This window comes from Methylobacter sp., from assembly GCF_030680395.1.
Lineage (GTDB): Bacteria > Pseudomonadota > Gammaproteobacteria > Methylococcales > Methylomonadaceae > Methylobacter_A.
In genome coordinates this window covers 275,707-294,633 of sequence record NZ_JAUXVR010000007.1, presented here as the reverse complement: position 1 = coordinate 294,633, position 18,927 = coordinate 275,707, and the positions used below count along the sequence as shown (strand labels likewise).

The 18,927-nt window shown below is 49.8% G+C and carries 18 protein-coding genes and 1 pseudogene; 8 read left to right on the top strand and 11 right to left on the bottom strand.

Translation table 11 applies throughout. The features are described from left to right. Window positions 1–62 precede the first annotated feature (62 nt). The 9 genes from chrA to Q8L79_RS04015 all read right to left on the bottom strand — a co-directional run bounded on the left by chrA (window position 63) and on the right by Q8L79_RS04015 (window position 10,383). Window positions 63–1,406, bottom strand: a complete 1,344-nt coding sequence (gene chrA, locus Q8L79_RS04055) for a chromate efflux transporter (protein ID WP_305268202.1) — start codon at window positions 1,404–1,406, stop codon at window positions 63–65. A gap of 472 nt (window positions 1,407–1,878) precedes the next feature. Further along, window positions 1,879–2,781: a LysR substrate-binding domain-containing protein gene (locus tag Q8L79_RS04050; protein WP_305268201.1), complete on the bottom strand. Its 903-nt coding sequence runs from the start codon at window positions 2,779–2,781 to the stop codon at window positions 1,879–1,881. A gap of 227 nt (window positions 2,782–3,008) precedes the next feature. Beyond that, a complete protein-coding gene (locus Q8L79_RS04045; protein ID WP_305268200.1) occupies window positions 3,009–4,043 on the bottom strand; it encodes a sulfate/molybdate ABC transporter ATP-binding protein in 1,035 nt (344 codons plus the stop codon). Between the two features lie 107 nt (window positions 4,044–4,150). After that, window positions 4,151–5,026: a sulfate ABC transporter permease subunit CysW gene (gene cysW, locus Q8L79_RS04040; protein WP_305268199.1), complete on the bottom strand. Its 876-nt coding sequence runs from the start codon at window positions 5,024–5,026 to the stop codon at window positions 4,151–4,153. A gap of 175 nt (window positions 5,027–5,201) precedes the next feature. Then, entirely contained in the window at window positions 5,202–6,029 is an 828-nt protein-coding gene (gene cysT, locus Q8L79_RS04035) for a sulfate ABC transporter permease subunit CysT (RefSeq protein WP_305268198.1), read from the bottom strand. Window positions 6,030–6,289: 260 nt separating this feature from the next. Next, window positions 6,290–7,294 carry a sulfate ABC transporter substrate-binding protein gene (locus Q8L79_RS04030; protein WP_305268197.1) on the bottom strand — a complete coding sequence of 335 codons (1,005 nt, stop codon included), beginning with the start codon at window positions 7,292–7,294 and terminating at the stop codon, window positions 6,290–6,292. A 293-nt stretch (window positions 7,295–7,587) separates the two neighbouring features. Beyond that, window positions 7,588–9,114 (bottom strand): alginate export family protein, encoded by a 1,527-nt coding sequence (locus Q8L79_RS04025; RefSeq protein ID WP_305268196.1) that lies wholly within the window; start codon window positions 9,112–9,114, stop codon window positions 7,588–7,590. A gap of 116 nt (window positions 9,115–9,230) precedes the next feature. After that, window positions 9,231–9,404, bottom strand: coding sequence for a YezD family protein (locus tag Q8L79_RS04020; RefSeq protein ID WP_305268195.1), 174 nt, complete (start codon window positions 9,402–9,404; stop codon window positions 9,231–9,233). Window positions 9,405–9,888: 484 nt separating this feature from the next. Beyond that, the gene (locus Q8L79_RS04015) at window positions 9,889–10,383 is read right to left on the bottom strand and encodes a Crp/Fnr family transcriptional regulator (protein ID WP_305268193.1); all 495 of its coding nucleotides are present in this window, start codon (window positions 10,381–10,383) and stop codon (window positions 9,889–9,891) included. Between the two features lie 354 nt (window positions 10,384–10,737). Between Q8L79_RS04015 and Q8L79_RS04010 the strand changes: the two are divergent. The 8 genes and pseudogenes from Q8L79_RS04010 to dinB form a co-directional block, all read left to right on the top strand. Next, window positions 10,738–10,830 (top strand): annotated as a pseudogene (locus tag Q8L79_RS04010) (lipoprotein); the annotation flags it as partial. Between the two features lie 131 nt (window positions 10,831–10,961). Next, window positions 10,962–12,209, top strand: coding sequence for a diaminopimelate decarboxylase (lysA, locus tag Q8L79_RS04005; RefSeq protein ID WP_305268192.1), 1,248 nt, complete (start codon window positions 10,962–10,964; stop codon window positions 12,207–12,209). 138 nt (window positions 12,210–12,347) lie between these two features. Beyond that, the gene (dapF, locus tag Q8L79_RS04000; RefSeq protein ID WP_370869872.1) at window positions 12,348–13,175 is read left to right on the top strand and encodes a diaminopimelate epimerase; all 828 of its coding nucleotides are present in this window, start codon (window positions 12,348–12,350) and stop codon (window positions 13,173–13,175) included. 89 nt (window positions 13,176–13,264) lie between these two features. Then, window positions 13,265–13,942: a DUF484 family protein gene (locus tag Q8L79_RS03995; RefSeq protein WP_305268423.1), complete on the top strand. Its 678-nt coding sequence runs from the start codon at window positions 13,265–13,267 to the stop codon at window positions 13,940–13,942. Between the two features lie 4 nt (window positions 13,943–13,946). Further along, a complete protein-coding gene (gene xerC / locus Q8L79_RS03990) occupies window positions 13,947–14,855 on the top strand; it encodes a tyrosine recombinase XerC (RefSeq protein ID WP_305268191.1) in 909 nt (302 codons plus the stop codon). Between the two features lie 124 nt (window positions 14,856–14,979). Beyond that, on the top strand, window positions 14,980–16,005 hold the full coding sequence (locus tag Q8L79_RS03985) for a DUF2333 family protein (protein WP_305268190.1): 1,026 nt from the start codon (window positions 14,980–14,982) through the stop codon (window positions 16,003–16,005). A 5-nt stretch (window positions 16,006–16,010) separates the two neighbouring features. Beyond that, complete coding sequence (locus Q8L79_RS03980; RefSeq protein ID WP_305268189.1) at window positions 16,011–16,325, top strand: DUF4389 domain-containing protein; 315 nt, start codon at window positions 16,011–16,013, stop codon at window positions 16,323–16,325. A gap of 36 nt (window positions 16,326–16,361) precedes the next feature. Further along, window positions 16,362–17,447: a DNA polymerase IV gene (dinB, locus tag Q8L79_RS03975; RefSeq protein ID WP_305268188.1), complete on the top strand. Its 1,086-nt coding sequence runs from the start codon at window positions 16,362–16,364 to the stop codon at window positions 17,445–17,447. Between the two features lie 20 nt (window positions 17,448–17,467). Here the strand turns inward: dinB and yjgA are convergent, their stop codons facing one another. Together yjgA and Q8L79_RS03965 are read right to left on the bottom strand one after the other, a co-directional pair. Further along, entirely contained in the window at window positions 17,468–18,043 is a 576-nt protein-coding gene (gene yjgA, locus Q8L79_RS03970) for a ribosome biogenesis factor YjgA (protein ID WP_305268187.1), read from the bottom strand. Window positions 18,044–18,543: 500 nt separating this feature from the next. Further along, a complete protein-coding gene (locus Q8L79_RS03965; RefSeq protein WP_305268185.1) occupies window positions 18,544–18,855 on the bottom strand; it encodes a helix-hairpin-helix domain-containing protein in 312 nt (103 codons plus the stop codon). Between the last annotated feature and the right edge of the window lie 72 nt (window positions 18,856–18,927).

Below are 18,927 nucleotides of genomic sequence, written 5' to 3'. Positions count from 1 at the left end.
ACATAGGGGGTTTAATGTTGGCTACGCTACCGCTAACCCGCTTTTAAGGCAACGCAGCACTTTCACAATAAGATCAGCCAGGGCTTGACAAACAACAGCAATAGTCCCGCCGCGCCGCAAGCGACTATGACCGGAATAACGCCTGCCTTGTAACGGAACAATGCCAGCAAGGCGCTCGCACCGATCAGTACGGCAATACCGTCGAACTGTCCTTCAAAACCTTGCGGCCAGAACACATGCCAGGCAAAAAATACCGCGAGGTTGAGGATCACGCCCACCACCGCAGCGGTAATTGCCGACAGCGGCGCGGTGAATTTTAAATTGCCGTGCGTGGATTCAACCAGCGGACCGCCTGCCAGGATAAACAAAAAACTGGGCAGAAAAGTAAAATACGTCACTACGACCGCCGCGACAACGCCAGCCATTAACAACGCATCCGGGCCGAGCGGCAACTGGCTCCAGCCGCCCAGAAAGCCGACGAAGGTGACGATCATGATCAGCGGGCCGGGCGTGGTCTCGCCCAACGCCAGGCCGTCGATCATTTGCGTGGCGTTCAGCCAGTGATAATGCTCCACCGCGCCCTGATAGACATAAGGCAATACCGCATAAGCGCCGCCGAAAGTCAGCAACGCCGCCTTGGTGAAAAACCAGCCCATTTGCGTCAGCGCACCGTTCCAGCCGTAGTGTCCACATAAAAACCCCATCACGCCGCCCCACAAAATCAATCCTGCCGCGACGAGTTTAAGCAGGTGCGGCCAATGGAACCGGACATGATCAGGAATAGGCGTGTCATCATCGATCAGGGCGGGGCCGTAGCTTTGTTTGGCTGCGCCATGACCGCCGCCAACCGTAAACTTGTCAGGGGCGATGCGTCCGCCAACGGCTCCGAGACAGGCTGCGATCAACACGATCAACGGGAACGGCGCATGTAGTGCGAAAATGGCGACAAAGGCCAGCGCCGCTAAAACCCACAGTAGGCCGTTTTTTAAAGCCCGCGAGCCGATGCGGTACGCCGCGAACAGCACGATAGCGGTGACGGCGGGTTTGATGCCGTAAAGCACGCCGGCCACCGCAGGGACTTGGCCGAAGCTCAGGTAAATCCAGCTTAGCAGCATCAACAGGAACAGCGACGGCAGGATAAACAACAGCCCTGCGACCACGCCGCCCCAGGTGCGGTGCATCAGCCAGCCGAGATATACCGCAAGTTGCTGCGCTTCAGGGCCCGGCAATAGCATGCAGTAATTCAGCGCATGCAGAAAACGCCTTTCCGAAATCCAGCGCCGCCGCTCGACCAATTCCTGATGCATGATGGCGATTTGCCCGGCAGGTCCACCGAAGCTGATAAAGCCGAGTTTGAGCCAGAAGCGGAAAGCTTCACCGAAGCTTACGGGTTGCGGGCGTTCCATGGGGTTCTCCTTGATCAGATGGCAGGTTGGATTTTAACTCATTCCCGCGCGCTGCGTGGGAATGCAGTCAAGGCGCGCTGCGCCGCGAGTCGCCACCAACGCGCCGAAATACAAAGTATATCAACATAGGCCGCGGCGCGTCCCAAACCGCGTTCCCACGCAACGCGTGGGAATGAGACAATCAGGGATCCCAATCTGGAGCTTGGGAATCAGCGTAATTCGCTCCTTAGTGGAGATTAAGCTCCTTAACCGCAGCCAGCAGGATGTAGGCCGGAATAAGTCCGCCCGGCGTCAGCAAGGGCGGATGTTTCCGGCAATCGGAGCGCCGGAAACACCAGTCCTGCGCTTAACGCGCGGACAGGCTTATTCCGGCCTACCTCGAGATGTGTATAACTAACGACGAGCGCAACGCGTGGGAATGAGACAATCAGGTATCCCAATCTGGAGCTTGGGATCCCGCAAATCGCACTCCTCAATGGAGATTAAGCTCCTTAGCCGCAGCCAGCAGCTCGTCGATAAAGTGCTGCGTGTACAACGGCAGGTAATTGTTTTTTAAATAGGCGATCTTGGTTCTTGAACTGGGAATAAGATGCGATAAATCCCGCGCCACCAGATCATGATCCATCGCCGGATCATAGGCCATACCGGCAATAATGCCGACGCCCATCCCCAGGCGGACATAAGTCTTGATCACGTCGGTATCGGCGGCGGCCAGGATAATATCCAGTTCCATATCGGTGTTTTTAAACGCGGTCTCGATATTTGAGCGCCCGGTAAAACCGAAGCTGTAGGTGAGTATCGGATAAGATGCGAGCCGTTTAAGAGAAATTTCACCCTCGCTCAGCGGATGACTTTTTGGCACCACCACCGCATGGTGCCATTCATAGCAGGGTTTGACGATCAGGTCGGTATCTTCGCCGACTTTTTCCGTGCAAATCGCGATATCGGCTTTTCGGGTGTGCAGTTTGTTAATCAGCTGCTCAGGCGACGCTTCAATCATGTAAATCCTGACGCCGGGATATTTTTCCCTGAAACGCAGGATAGGTTTCGGCAGAAAATACTTGGCCTGGGTATGCGTGGTTGCGATATGCAGAACGCCCTGATTGCTGTCGATATAATCGGCGGCGATGGTCTGGATATTGTTTTTGGCCAGGTTAATGGTTGCGACTTCCTCCATGATGCGCCGTCCCAACGAGGTCAAGCCTATCAGTTTTTTGCCCTGCCGTTCGTATATCGGGGAACCCAACTCGGCCTCAAAAAGCTGCAATTGCCGACTGACCGCCGATTGCACGATGTGCATTTTTTCCGCCGCTTTTGAAAGGCTGAAATCATTTTCCTGAAGAACGCGAAGCAGTTCAATTTGGCTTAAATTCATTTATTGGGATGTTTCCTTGTTTAAAAGATCAGCGGAGCGAGACTCTCCATTACATCGAATTAAAGCATAAAACCACGAAGACACGAAGCGTTGCAGGAGCGGGCCATGCCCGCGATGAAGGAGCTGCAACTCTGCAATCGTCGCACAAATGTCGCGGGCGCCGCCCGCTCCTACGGGCAGTGAAGCAACGCGTGGGAACGAGGCGATATGAAACCCGCTAACCTCGGCTAATGAAACCAATGCGCATGGCGTATCCGCAAATCGACCTTGTCGCCTTTATTCAGGTGCAAGCGTTTGAACTGGTCATTGGGCATTTCCGCATAAACACTTGCAGCCGAGCCGTTCTTGACCAGCTCAACACGGATCAGAGAACCCAGATGCTGCCAGTCTTTCAAGGTTACAAAGGCATCGCTATTGGCTGACGATTTTTCAATAACAATATCATGAGGACGTACATGCACAATCTTGCCTTTCTGATGCGCAGTTGATAATCCGGCTGTTTGCAGCCAATCGTTATCTTGCTCATCCAGGTCGAAAACATTGGTCTGCCCGATAAAGCGGGACACGAAAGCATTGGCCGGATGATCATAAATATCGCTGGGCGAGCCTTGTTGTTCGATGCGCCCGTGATTGAGCACCACAACCTGGCTGGCGACTTCCATGGCTTCTTCCTGATCATGGGTGACAAAAATGCTGGTGACATTCAGGTCGTGATGCAGGTTACGCAGCCATTGCCGCAAGTCCTTGCGCACACTGGCGTCCAGCGCGCCGAACGGTTCATCCAGCAGCAACACCGACGGTTCCACGGCCAACGCGCGAGCCAGCGCGATACGCTGGCGTTGACCGCCGGAGAGTTGGTCGGGGTAGCGGTCATGCAGCCAGTCGAGTTGCACCAGGCTCAATAAATCATGCACCTTCTTGCGGATAATCGCTTCGCCGAGGCGCTCGCGGCGCGGCTTGACCCTTAAGCCGAAGGCCACGTTCTCAAAAACGGTCATGTGCCGGAACAGGGCATAGTGCTGGAACACAAAACCGATTTGGCGGTTTTTGACCGGCTGATCGGTGACCTTGTCGCCTTTCAAAAACACGTCGCCCTGATCGGCCTGTTCCAGACCGGCAATGATACGCAGCAACGTGGTTTTGCCGCAACCGGACGGCCCCAGCAAGGCCACCAATTCGCCTTCGGGAATATCGAGGCTGATATTGTCCAGTGCGGTAAACGCGCCGAAATGTTTGCTGATGTTGTTTACGCTGATGCTCATGGGATTTCTCTAAATATTTTAAATTCAGTTGAACGATGAAAGGCGCAAGGCGAAAAAGGAAAACCTTCTCTGTCCCGCTCACCCCTTTAGCCTTTAGCCTTTAGCCTTTAGCCTTTAGCCTTTAGCCTTTTATCTTGATTTTGCTTCCATTCCAGCACGGTCTTAAATACCAGTGTGACCACGGCCAAAGCGGCGAGTATTGACGCACCGGCGAAAGAGCCGACGAAATCGTATTCGTTGTAACTGACTTCGATATGCAGCGGCAGGGTGTTGGTCAGTCCGCGAATATGGCCGGACACCACCGAGACCGCGCCGAACTCGCCCATCGCTCTGGCGTTGCACAACAGTACGCCGTTCAGCAGCCCCCATTTGACGTTCGGCATGGTCACCTTGAAAAAGGTTTGCCAGCCGCTGGCGCCTAGCGACAGCGCGGCTTCCTCTTCTTCATGGCCGATTTCCTGCATCAGCGGAATCAACTCGCGCGCCACAAACGGGAAGGTCACGAACAAAGTCGCCAGAATGATGCCCGGCACGGCAAAAAGAATTTTAATGTCATGCTCGGAAACCCAAGGCCCCAGCCAGCCTTGAGCACCGAAAATCAGCACATAAATCAGACCGGCAATCACCGGCGACACCGAAAACGGCAGGTCGATCAGGGTAATCAGCAGGCTTTTGCCGCGAAAATCGAAGCGCGCTATCGCCCAGGCGGCAGACACGCCAAATACCGTGGTCAATGGCACGGTGACGACGGCAACCAACAGCGTCAGCCGCATCGCCGCCAGTGCATCGGGATGGGTCAGGCTGGCGCTGTAGGCGCTCCAGCCTTTGGCAAAGGCTTCAATAAGCACGGTCAGCAACGGCAACACCAAAAACAGGCCGATAACGCCCAGGGTGGCTATGATCAGGGCATAGCGGACCCAGTCGGGGTCGGACAGTGTGAGTTTTTTTGAGGCAAGAAAAGAGGTGGCGGAAATGGCATTCATCAAATTCCCTTACTGGTTTGAAACATCCCCTTTAGGGGAATCGTTAGATTTGACAACGATGTATTAGCATCATTATCCTCTGGGTAACCTCCTTGTTCACGGGGAGGCAAGCCATCGACCTCATCTGTCGATGGCTTTGTCATTCGACAGATGAGGTCGAATGTGGATTGAAACCTCACAGTTGTCCCGAACGGCGGCGCACCCACCATTGCAGTCCGTTAATCAGCAACAGCAGCAGAAACGACAGGATCAGCATGGTCAAGCCAATCGCGGTAGCTCCGGCGTAATCGTATTGTTCCAGCTTGGTGATAATCAACAGCGGCACGATTTCCGAGATATACGGCATGTTGCCGGCAATGAAAATGACCGAGCCGTATTCGCCGACGCCGCGCGCAAAAGCCAGCGCAATGCCGGTAATGGTCGCGGGCAAAATATTGGGCAGTATCACTTTGATAAATGTTTGCAAACGGGTGGCGCCAAGGCTGGCGGCGGCTTCTTCCATGGCGGTGTCGAATTCCTGCAACACCGGCTCAATGGTGCGCACCACAAACGGCAGGCCGATGAAGATCAGCGCGAAAGTGATGCCCAGCGGCTTGTAGGCAATTTGTATGCCGGTGCTATCCATCACCAGCTTGCCAATCCAACCGCGCGGTTCGTAAATCGTGGCCAGCACGATACCGGCCACGGCGGTCGGCAGCGCGAACGGCAAATCAATCAACGCGTCGAACACGCGCTTGCCGGGAAAGGAATAGCGCACCAGCGACCAAGCGATGATAAAACCGAACACACCCGCGACAACGGCGGCAATCAGCGCCGCGCCAAAACTGATGCGGAAGGAGGCCTGCACACGCGGGTTGGTCAGTATCGCCCAGTATTCGTCCAGGCTGAGCTGAAAGGTTTTCAGCAGCATCGCGCTAAGCGGAATCAGCACGATCAAGACCAGATAAACCAGCGTAAAACTGATGGCCGGGCGAAATCCCGGCATGATGTTACTTTGTGCCATGTCAGTAATCTTTTGTTAGGTAGACTGAAATAGGATGTTTTCTCGTGCGCTCATCGTTATACATAAGTCTGTTCGAGACAGGATGTAGGCCGGAATAAGCTCGCCCGGCGATAGCCTGAGTGAGCGTTTCCGGCGCTCCTGAGCCTCGGAGTGCCGGAAACGCCGACCCTGCGCTAAGGCGCGGATCGGCTTATTCCGGCCTACATTGAAATGTGTATAAAGACGAGCGCTCCAGCGTGGGAACGAGGAACACTATTTTTTTAAGGCGCGTAGATTTGATCAAAATAGCCGCCGTCATCGAAATGGTCTTTTTGCGCTTTCGCCCAACCACCAAAGCCTTCATCGACGGTAAACAGCTCCAGTTTCGGGAAACGTTTCAAATCTTCAGGATTGGCATGTTCAGGTTGAGCTGGACGATAAAAATGCTTCGCCGCCAATTTTTGCCCAACCGGTGAATACAGGTATTGCAGATAGGCTTCGGCCAAATCCAGGTTGCCGGTCTTCTTGGCAACCTTGTCCACCAAAGTTACCGGGGTTTCGGCCTTGATGCTGACCGGCGGCACGATGATTTCAAACTCACCCGCGCCTTGTTCCTTAAGCGCCAAAAAGGCTTCATTTTCCCAAGTGATCAGCACGTCGCCGATACCGCGCTGGATAAACGTGGTGGTCGAGCCGCGCGCACCGGAATCCAGCACCGGTACATTCTTGTAAATTTTTTGCACAAAATCCTTGGCGGCCTCTTTGCTGCCGTAATTCTTTTCGCCAAACGCCCAGGCGGCCAGATAGTTGTAACGCGCGCCGCCTGAGGTTTTAGGGTTCGGCGTAATCACCGAAACGCCTTCTTTGGCCAAATCATCCCAATTTTTAATGGCTTTGGGATTGTCTTTGCGCACCAAAAATACAATGGTGGACGTGTAAGGCAGGCTGTTATTGGGCAAACGGCTTTGCCAATTTTCTGGCAATATGCGCGCTTTTTGGGCGATTTGATCGATGTCGTAAGACAGCGCCAAGGTCAGCACATCGGCCTCCAGGCCGTCGATCACCGCACGGGTCTGCTTGCCTGCGCCGCCGTGGGATTGCTGCACTTTGACGTCTTCGCCGGTTTTTTCTTTCCAGTAGCTGATGAAGGCTTTGTTGAAGTCCTGATACAGCTCTCTGGTCGGGTCGTAGGACACGTTGAGAAGGGTTCTGTCCGCCAAAGCCGTACCGCTTGACAGCAGGGTTAGGGCGAACAACAGGTGTTTTAATGCTTGATTGAATTTCATGGTTTCTCCTTGATGGAAGATGTTTTATTGGTGTTGCCGCATCATTTAAATAAGCGTCATACCGACCCGTGTGGCAATCATGTTAATCAAATTGACCGACCAATAAAAACGATATATTTAGATACGACTATCTAATAATTAGATATATGTCAGCAACAAAACCTATCGCCGGCCTTATTGTTCATTATCCAGAGTCGTCGCCGTATCCTCCCCATACCGGAGCAAGGGGGGGAGGACAGAAAAATCCGGCAGGGCGGATCACCCAAGGTAGGCGTTTTAGCTTGCTCTGCGGGTTAGTTGTACTTAGGCTTACCATCGCCAAACGCATTCAGGTTCACTTCGAAGTAGAAGAAGTTGCTGGCTTCGCTGGTGAAAGGACCGGCCGATCTTGCCTGTGACTTGGTAAAGCTGCCTGGCTCAAAGCGCGCATAACTCAAGCTCCAATCCACATAAGGATTGATCTTGTGGCGCATACGGAGGTCGAGCTCATGTCCCAGGAAGCTGCCGCTCCTGCCCGTGGTATCCCTCAGGTTAGCCCTGTTCCAGGCCTCGGTTTCGCTTTCCAGCCAGAACGCGCCATAACCGACATCGAGGCGGACTTCGTTATACGGGGTGAACTCCAGACGGGCCTTGGGCGCATGTACGTTATCCCAGGAGAAATAATCGTTGCGCGACCACGGCTGGTTGAAACCGTAAAACGCATCGAATTTTTCGTTTGATCCGCTGGAAGCATTTCTGTTGGGATCCTTATCACCGGTACCGAAGCCGTAATACAGGCTGGCGCGTGGCTTCCAGTCATGGTCAAAGGTATAACCGGATTCCAGCGAGTAAGCCAGGGCATCATGTCGAAGGTTAAGCTGCTGGGCCACGCCGGTTCTGGTATAGCCAAACCGGCCAAACTGTTTGTTGATGTCGGCATCGAAATCAAAACCGCTGCTGCCGAACAAACCGTAAACCCGCAAGCCCGGCGCATAAATATCCATATCGTTCTTACGGTTGGCTGCGACTCTGTTATAAGGGTCGCCATTGGTCTTGCGACCGATAAAATACGGCTGGATGGTGATAAAATCCGACCACTGCCGCAGATTCAGTACGCCGCCATAAATCCAGGTATCCTCATCGGGCCGGTCGAAATTATATTTCCTCCGTTCAACTGGTTGCAAGGCGAAGGTATCCAAATGCCAGTTGTTTTGCTTTTTGCCGAATTGGACACGGAAACCCTCGAAGTTGTTGGTAGTGTTGCGGAACTGGTTGTTACCTATCAGACGCCGATCCAGCAATTCCAAAGCCTGACGACCGGCGCGGATGCTTAACGGACGGTTATGGCCTAGCGCATTATCGAAATACAACTCGGCGTAGCCCTGGATCAATTCAAATTCGTTGATATCGGCATCGGTTCTTTCGTACAGGCCGTTGTAACTGCGGGCGTCTTCAAACTCCACCGCAAAGCGCAAGGGGTCGAGAATATCTTTGACGCCGATATAGCCGCGGGTTCTCAGCAGCCATAGATTATCAGGATCGTTGCGATAAGTTGATAGCGTAGCACCGGTTGTAGGATCGTTTCTGCGCCGATAATCGTTTTCCCGGTACTCATAACGGGTACGGAAATCCAGCCCCACATCCAGCCATTCCACATCGCGGAACTGCTCGAATTGGGTTTTGCTCAAATTGCGTACATAAGCCGGCGGATCGGTGTCCGGCTCGACGCGATAGCCTTTGGTTTTCTGGTAATAGTCCTCGGCGCTTGCCAGGCCGGGCAGCGCCAGCAGCAGGCCCAGAGCGCCGGTCGCCGACACGGTATTCATGAAGTTATGCTTCATTATGTTCACCTTGATTTGAAATTTTTGTTGGTCTCAGCAACTTCCGGTGATCCGGTCGGTTCGTTTTCTTGTTGTAGTAATGTTTTAGCCGTTTTTTTTACGGTAGAAATTTATAATTATTTTTTATTATCAAAGCGCAATTTTTCTTTACGTTCGATTTGCACAACTTTGCCTTCGTGAATGATGATTTCAATCGAACCGAACCTGATCTCTTGCAAAATAGCGGCAATCTGATTTGCAATTTCAGCCGCTTGCGGTTCTTTATGTGTTTTTTCCAATTTAAGCGCCATAAAAATGCCTCTGAAAAATCCTTACTGGTGAAGGAAAGCCTGCCGTTTACGTTGAGGGAAGTTTAATGAGGATTTAATATTTAATAAAACGACATTATTAGATGCGCATATCTAATTAAAAGATATTTGGGTTGATCTTAGTCAACCCTGTAATCTCTTAATTAAATAACAGTGATGCGTTGGGGGGAAAGAATGCGAAGAAAAGCCGAAGTAAAAACTTCGTGCTTTAACTTGATGGGTAGGGGGCAAAAAACGTTGTCTGCTTGAGCTAGTGATGAAGCAGTTCGCCCAAACGGATTAAATCAACATTATTATATGAATTAAGAGCTAAAAATATCCAGACATGTAATTTCAAGGCGTTACAAACAAAACATTTTTAATTTGGACCATTACGCGGGGTAAGTATCTGATTTTTCATTGCCGGATTTAGCTCTTAATTCGTATTATTGGTTAAGATCAGCCATGCCTGCGCGCGACCTGGATGTCAGATAACATTGGATTCCAGAAATTCCGCCAATTGGGCGCTGGTAAGTCTGAGTCGCTGGCTCAGAGCTCGGGAAATATTCCAGATAATTTTAAACGCCAGGGTAGGATGCTTGTCAGCCAGGATCAGCATACTCGATTTGTCTAACGATAAGAAAACCGTCTCCCTTTCTGCACGGGCAGTCGCTGATCGGGGCTGTGTATCAATAACTGACATTTCACCGAAAGTACGTCCGACTCGCAAGGTTGAAATCAGCTTATTATTTTTGTAAATGCCAATCGACCCTTTGACAATAATTCCCATAGAAGAGCCTACCTCGCCTTCCTTATAAATCACCGTGCCTTTTGGTGCGGCATAAGGCTTAAAATAATAGCTGATGGATTGCAATTGCTCCCATGAAAAATCCTCTCCCCAATGTGAAGCATCTAATATTTGTGCGTTCGATTCTATTGTACTTTCAATGGTTATTAACTTTGGAACTTTGGATTCAATCATAATGACGTGGTGTGTGCGGTTATACTCTTACAAAATGATAGCATTTAAGCCCTGCAAATTTTGTAAAAATATACGGGCTTTAGGTAAATATGCTATCGGCTCATAAATACAGGTTTTCGCCAGTTCGCAGTCGGATTGATCTACGGCTCCCAACTTCATATTCACCATAGAAGAACCCGATACTATTAATTAACAGGAATCCGGTCACCAATCCGTTTAAGTTCATATCCCCAAAAGCACAACTGTCAGCATTTCTGATGCCTTTTCTTGCAATTGGGCTTATTATATCGGCCATTCTTGCCATGAGGCTTCAGCTTGCTCATGCTTACCAACAATGATTTATGATAATGCGCCATGAAACCTTATAAATTATTACTGTTTTTGCTGCTAAATCCGCTCCTCGCAGGCTGCGGACAATCCGGCCCACTTTATTTACCGGGGCAAGCGGCGCCGATTCATGTAGAACCGGAACACGCGCCAAAACCGAAACCCAAGCCCGACTAATCTGCAGGGAGCAGATTTGCATTTACCCGAAGGGGGCATGGCAGGATAGCCATGCATGAAAAAAATAAATAACCATGGATTATTTTAATTACCGAAACGACGAACTTTTCGCTGAAGATATTTCTGTTTCCGACATCGTCTATAAATACGGCAGTCCTTGCTATATCTATTCAAGAGCTACGCTGGAGCGGCATTGGAACGCTTTTGACCAGGCTTTTGGCGAACAGGCGCATTTAATCTGTTATGCGGTAAAAGCTAATTCCAATATTGCGATACTCAATCTGCTGGCCCGTTTAGGTTCGGGTTTCGACATTGTCTCTCTTGGCGAATTGGAACGGGTAATTACAGCGGGCGGCGACCCTGAAAAAATTGTGTTTTCCGGTGTCGGCAAACGCGAAGATGAAATTCTGGCAGCATTAAAAATCGGCATACGCTGTTTTAATATTGAAGTCAGCGGCGAACTGGACCGGATTAACCGATTGGCCGGACAGTTGGGCGTTATCGCGCCGGTGTCTTTTCGGGTAAACCCCGATGTCGATGCCAAAACCCACCCTTATATTTCCACCGGCTTAAAGGAAAATAAGTTTGGCATAGACATTCAACAGGCTTTGACTGAATATCGCCGTGCGGCAGCCATGCCCAATGTCAGCGTGGTCGGCATAGATTGCCATATCGGCTCGCAACTGACCGAAACCCGGCCTTTTCTGGATGCGTTGGATAAGATTCTCGATCTGGTTGCTGCGCTTGGAGCCGAAGGGATTAAGCTGCATCATCTGGATCTGGGTGGCGGCTTGGGCATTTGTTATAAAGATGAACAGCCGCCTGAACCTGCCGAATATATCGGGGCAATTTTGGCGCGACTTGGCAAAACCGATTTTGAGATTTTACTGGAACCGGGCCGCGCTATTGTCGGCAATGCCGGTATTCTGGTGACCCAGATTGAATACCTTAAACCGACCGCCAATAAAAATTTTGCTATCGTTGATGCGGCCATGAATGACTTGGTGCGGCCTTCTTTATATAGCGCCTGGCAGAACATTATTCCGGTGAGCCGGCAAAATAACGCAACAGAAACGATCTGGGATATAGTCGGCCCGGTCTGTGAAACCGGTGACTTCCTGGGCAAAGACCGTGCGCTTAAAATTGCTCAGGGTGATTTGCTGGCGATCCGCTCCTCCGGTGCTTACGGTTTTACCATGAGTTCAAATTATAATTCCAGACCGCGCCTGGCTGAGCTGATTGTTGATGGCAGCAACCTGCACTTGATCAGGGAAAGGGAAACGATTGCACAGCTTTGGGTGGGCGAGCATTTGTTGCCATGAAATTTTAAAAAATCACCACCAAGACACGAGCGACTGCATATATACCGGAGGATGGGGCAGTTGCCGAGAGCACGAGGTTTATATCTTGTTTTTTCGTGTCTTCGCGGTGAACAATTAAATCCATTACATTTAATATAAATGATCAACTTCACTAAAATGCACGGCCTCGGTAATGATTTTGTGGTTATTGACGCCATCAATCAACCCATCGCCTTAACGTCCGAGCAAATCCGGCTGCTGTCTGATAGGCACTTTGGCATAGGCTTTGACCAGCTGTTACTGGTCGAAAAGGCGGTAAATGCCAATGCCGATTTCAAATACCGAATTTTTAACGCGGATGGCGGCGAAGTCGCGCAATGCGGTAATGGTGCGCGCTGCTTTGCCCGTTTTGTACGCGATAAAAAGCTGTCGGACAAAGATGAAATCCGCGTCGATACAAACTCAGGTCAATTATTGCTGCGTTTTGATGACGATAACCTGATTACGGTCAATATGGGCATTCCAAAGCACGCTCCAGCTGAAATCCCGTTGCTGGCGGAAGAAGAGTCCCGGTTTTATACGGTACAAGTCAACGATACTGAAAAAGCCTTCGGTGCTGTTTCAATGGGCAACCCACACGCTGTCATTCAAGTTACTGACGTTAAAACCGCACCGGTAGCTGAATTGGGCAAGGCATTGGAAAGCCACGCTTTTTTTCCGGAGCGGGTTAATGTCGGTTTTATGCAAGTCGTAGATCGCCAACACATTAAACTGCGCGTGTTTGAACGCGGCGCGGCTGAAACCCTGGCTTGCGGCAGCGGCGCTTGTGCCGCCGTGGTCATCGGCATTGAACACAATCTGCTGGATCATACTGTCAGTGTCGACCTACCCGGCGGAACGCTGACCATCAACTGGCCCGGACGTGGCGAACCGGTTTTAATGACAGGACCTGCCATTTCTGTTTTTGAAGGACAAATAACGCTATGAACGAACACCCTCCGGTAATGACTCTACCTCCCGACCTGACTTGCATGGATGAAGAAAAGACTCCAATACTGTCGGGAGCAGAGGCGACCATGAAGTCGTCTGAGCTCACTTCAACCCAGGTTGAAGACTATCTGCGAAAGCATCCCGAGTTCTTTCACGAGCACTTGAATTTGCTGGAACACATGAGCATCCCTCATCCCACCGGCAGTGCGGTTTCTCTGATTTCTAAACAGCTGGAACTGTTTAGAAGCCGGCATCATGACATGGAAAACCAGCTCACTGCGCTGATAGAAATAGCCAGGGATAACGATACTTCTTTGAACCGTATGCACAAACTGACTCTGGCGTTGCTGGATTCAACAACGCTGGAAGAAGCCGTCGCCAATCTGGATGTCGTGCTGTCGGAATACTTTTTGATCGATTTTGTTGCGGTGCGCATCATCAAATACAATCAGGACACCGCGATTACCAATCTGTTTATTGAACCGGACAGCAAAGACCTGGAACCGTTTGCCAGTGAACTGGCCAGCAGTCAGCCCAAATGCGGTCGACCTACTATAGCTCAGGCAAGAGTATTATTCGGCGAGTTGGCGTTTGAAGTAAAATCCTGCGCCATTATCCCTCTGGCCTTTACCGAACTGGAAGGTATATTAGCCATCGGCAGTCGGGAAGAAGGCCGGTTCCATTACAGCATGGGCAATCTGTTTTTAAACCAAATGAGCGAAATCATCGGTACCCGGCTAATCACCTTGTTGCAGCAGCGTTAGCACTATGGATGCTGATGCCGAACTGATGCTGGCTGATTTTTTCAAGCAACTCACCATTGAAGTTCGCGCCTCGGAACACACCGTAAAAAGTTATCAGCGGGATCTTAAACATCTATCCCGCTATTGCACGGACAAGGCCATAAGCCATTGGGCCGACCTGAAGCTCACTGACGTTCGCTCCCATATAGCCAGTCGGCACCGGAAAGGCCTAAGCAGCAAAAGTCTGCAACGCGAGCTGTCCGCTATTCGCAGTTTTTATAACTACCTGCTAAAAAAAGGTCAATGCAGCACTAATCCCGCCCAGCATATTCAAGCGCCCAAACAAGCCAGGAAGCTGCCTAAAACACTGGATGTCGATCAGTTATCCGGATTGCTGGAAGCCGGGGCAAGTTCACTGCTCGAAATACGCGATCTGGCCATGTTCGAATTATTTTATTCATCCGGCCTGCGGCTGAGTGAATTAGCGGCGCTTAATTTAACCGACCTTGACTTGCCGGACAGCACCTTGACTGTGCGCATAGGCAAGGGCGGTAAATCCAGAGTATTACCGGTAGGCAGTAAAGCTGTGACGGCTATCGAAAACTGGTTGCTACAGCGGGCCGTAAAAACCGCCGTCACTGAGCCCGCTTTATTCGTTTCAACGCGCGGAACCCGGCTCGGTCAACGCAGCATTGAATTAAGACTGGAACAGTGGTGCAAAAAAAAAGGTATTGCCGAACATATACACCCGCACATGCTGAGACACTCCTTCGCCAGCCATTTACTTGAATCCAGTCAGGACTTAAGAGCCGTTCAGGAACTGCTCGGACACAGCAATATCAGCACGACCCAGATATACACTCATCTGGACTTTCAGCATCTAGCTGAAATCTATGATAAAGCGCACCCAAGAGCCAAAAAAAAACCGTTATAGCCGCTTGCGCCATAAGCAAATAACAAAAAAACCTGCTACCATGTAGTTAATTTTTCATATAAAAAAGCAATAGGATGAAATATTTTTCGATCCTACGAAAAAACCTCTTTACGGGATTTCAAAAATGGCGGCAAACGATACACTGAACGATATAAAATCTAAAGGGATACTATGGGGCTTTGGTGTTTTTGTCCTCATTGTGGTGGTCATTCTGGTCTTCCTGGGAGCCTGGTGGGGCAGAGAACCAGGGCAGTTTAATGTCATGGACGAAGCCGTAAAACGCGCCGAAGAAACCCACTCCACTGAAAGTATGCCTGTCGGCTATGTCTATACAAACACTCTCGCTCACATCGCCGAGGTTCTATTGCATAAAAGCGGCGGTTATATTACTAACGACGTTGCTCCTCCCGGCGTATTCCTGGACAACGTTTCCAACTGGGAATATGGCGCATTAGTCATGCTGCGAGACGCCACATCGGCACTAAGAAACCACTTTGCCAGGGACCAATCCCAATCGGCCGAAGATCCTGATCTTGCTATTGCCGAGCCTTATTTCTATTACGAAAACGACTCCTGGGCGCTACCGTCAACGGAAGCCGAGTATCAAAAAGGCGTTGAGGCGCTGCATAAATACATGGCTCGCCTGCAAAAATACGGCGGCCCCGTAAAAAAAGCTCAATTTTATTCACGTGCCGACAATCTGTGGCAATACACCGAAGTTGTGATTAAGCGTCTGGGCGGACTTTCCACCCGCTTGACCGCAAACAGTGCCAGCGGCAACTACGGCCCCGGATTGACCGAACTGGAGCGGGAAGCCGCTGATGAAAAAGGCACCTCCATAGCCAGAGTAACCTGGTTGGAGATTGACGACGTTTTCTATGAAGCGCGCGGTGCAAGCTGGGCGTTGTTGCATATACTCAGAGCCATCAAACATGATTTTGAGGATATTTTATTGGACAAACGGGCCATGCGTACCGTTGATATCATGATTAAGGCGCTGGAAAATGCCTTAACCCCTATTCTAAGCCCGATGATTTTAAACGGTAGCGGCTACGGTCTTTTCGCCAACTACTCCCTGTCAATGGCAAACTATATCGCTCGCGCGAATGCGGCGGCCCTTGATTTACGCGACATTATGAACCGAGGTTAATTACGATGGATGAACAAATAAACTACAACTTGACCCAAATCAGCACCTGGAAAAGAATTTTCTTTATGCTGATTTTTGCGGCTATCGGCGGACTGGTCAGAATGCTACTTTGGGCCGTTATTATATTGCAGGTGGCATCAACGCTGCTCACCGGCAAAGCTAACGTCAACATTCTTAATTTCGGACGCAGTCTTTCTATTTATACGTACCATATTTTGCTGTTCCTGACTTTCAATACCGAAACCCTGCCCTTTCCTTTCTCCGACTGGAATATGACCGCAGATCTGCAACTGCCGGAAGCGAAAAACTCCACAAAATAACGCTCGGCAATCGCTCCTGCATCCCTGCAGTCGCCGATGAGCTCTACCCGCAAAATCATTCATATCGATATGGATGCATTTTTTGCGGCTGTAGAGCAACGCGATTTCCCGCAATACCGCAACAAACCGCTGATCGTCGGCGGCGCCACGGACTCTCGCGGCGTGGTGGCAACCTGCAGCTATGAAGCGAGACAATACGGTATCCATTCCGCGATGCCTTCGGCTCATGCATACCGCTTATGTCCGCAGGCTATTTTTGTAAAACCCCGCTTCGATGCTTATCAAGAAGCGTCAAGGGCCATTCGAAAAATCTTTGCCGACTACACTGATCTTTTTGAACCCCTTTCTCTGGACGAGGCCTATTTGGATGTCAGTAATGTGAGCTTGCATCAAGGTTCTGCCACATTAATCGCCAAAGCCATCAAGGCAGCGATCAAGCAGGAAACCCAGCTGATCGCTTCGGCGGGCATCTCTTATAACAAATTCCTCGCCAAGATCGCCTCGGACATCAATAAACCGGACGGACTTTATTTAATCGCCCCGGAACAGGGCGCAGACTTTGTCGAACAGCTTCCGATCGAAAGGTTTCATGGCGTAGGCAAAGCCACTTCGATAAAAATGCACTCATTGGGCATCAAAACCGGCAAAGACTTAAAGGAATTGCCGCTGGAAATGTTGCGGCAATATTTTGGTAAAGCCGGCCTGCATTACTACAGCATTTCAAGGGGCATAGACAACCGCCCGGTCAACAACTGCCGTATCAGGAAATCGGTGGGCGTGGAAATCACCTTTCAGCAGGATATTAAGACTAAACAAGACGTCATTGCGCAGTTGCAAAGCCTGCTGGAAAAAGCACGCAGCAAAGTCGCCGAAAGGCAGCTGGTCGCCCATACCCTGACCGTAAAAATCAAATATCACGATTTTGTACAAATCACCCGTAGCCGGACACTGCCCCATATCATTACGGCGGCATCGACCCCAGTCGACATTTTTGAAGACTTATTGAAAGACACCGACATAGGCTGGCGCAATGTCCGCTTGTTAGGTATCACGCTGTCATCGCTGGAAAATAAGTCCGGCCAGACTCATTTCCGACAAATGGACCTGTTTAGCGATTGTTAGGCAGATGGAGCGACGGACAATTAATCGTCTTCCTGCTCATCCTCAAACCCTGATTCATCATCCGGTTCGCCTTCAACCTTAAACAATTCTTTCAGTTGGCGATATAGCAGGCGGGAAGATTTGGGCGGCTTACCGGTTTCAGTTTCTTTTTGGGCATTACGCAATAATTGTCTTAATAATTGCCTATCGGCATGAGGTTGCTCATCCAGCAATTCCGTCAAGGCATCATTGCCCTCCGCAATCAGCCGATCCCGCCAACGCTCAACAATATGGTGCTCCCTGACGGCGTGGGCGCTTTTATTTTTGATGCGCGACAGTTTCTCTAAAATAGGCTCTATATCTATCTTATTGAGCTGACCGGCAATAAATTTCAACAGCCGTTTTCTCGCGCCTTTATGCGGCATCCCCGATACTTCCACAACGGCTTTATTGATAATCTCAGGAAGCTCAAGCGTTTTTAATTGCCCCGCCGGTAACTCAGACATTTCTTCGCTTAAAGCAAAAAGAACTGCCATATCTTTTTTGATTTGTGTTTTATTAGGCCGGATTGCGTAATATTCTTCCGCCTCATCATCGTATTCGTATTCTTCACTCATTTCATATCAAACCATTGCAATTAAAAAACAACAAATAACACCAGCGCTCCTCGGCAATTGCTCTACCTCCCGCATAATCCACAAGGATGTGGGGAATGCAGATTTTGCATGGCGCAAAAATCTGTCCATGCAGTCGTCGACAATTGCTTGAATCAGGCCTGTTTGGTCATTTTACAGTATTTTTAATCAGCCTGTTTTTTGCTCGGCAATGATTGCGGATTTTATTACCCGTACGCATTCAATAGCCGTACCTATTGGCACTCAGTTAACGGTTAAGGGATATCTTTTTCGCTTTTAAGAAACTCGATTTAAATGACGCCCGCGGCTTACAATGTCAGCTATTTGCTTTCGCAATGTCTGCATTCTTCGGTTTTTTGGAATTGTATATGACAATGCAAAGGATCAGTTACCCAAAAAAGCTCAACATCCTCAGACAACAAAAAACCGACAGTCTCTATACGATTAGAGACTGCCGGTCGCTTGAAATAACTACCGATAATCTACTTGGTTTTTTCTTCTATCTTTTTATCAGTTTTTTGATCCGCGACTGCCGCCGCATCGCTTAACAACACATCATTTTTGATTTTTTCGATGGTTTTCGCACCGATTCCATCAACATTGACCAAATCTTCCACTGTTTTGAATTCACCTTTTACCTCTCTATATTTGACAATGGCTTCGGCTTTTTTCAGGCCTATACCCGACAGGGCTTCCCCTATCGTTTTTGCATCGGCGGTATTGATGTTTACAGGCGAGGCAATAACATTAAACGAGCAAAAGGCGGCAAATAACACGACTAATAATCTAAGCATCTTTATTTTCCTATTATAAAAAATTATATGATTTATGATTTTCGAATAGTCTTATAGTTGCCAACCAAAATT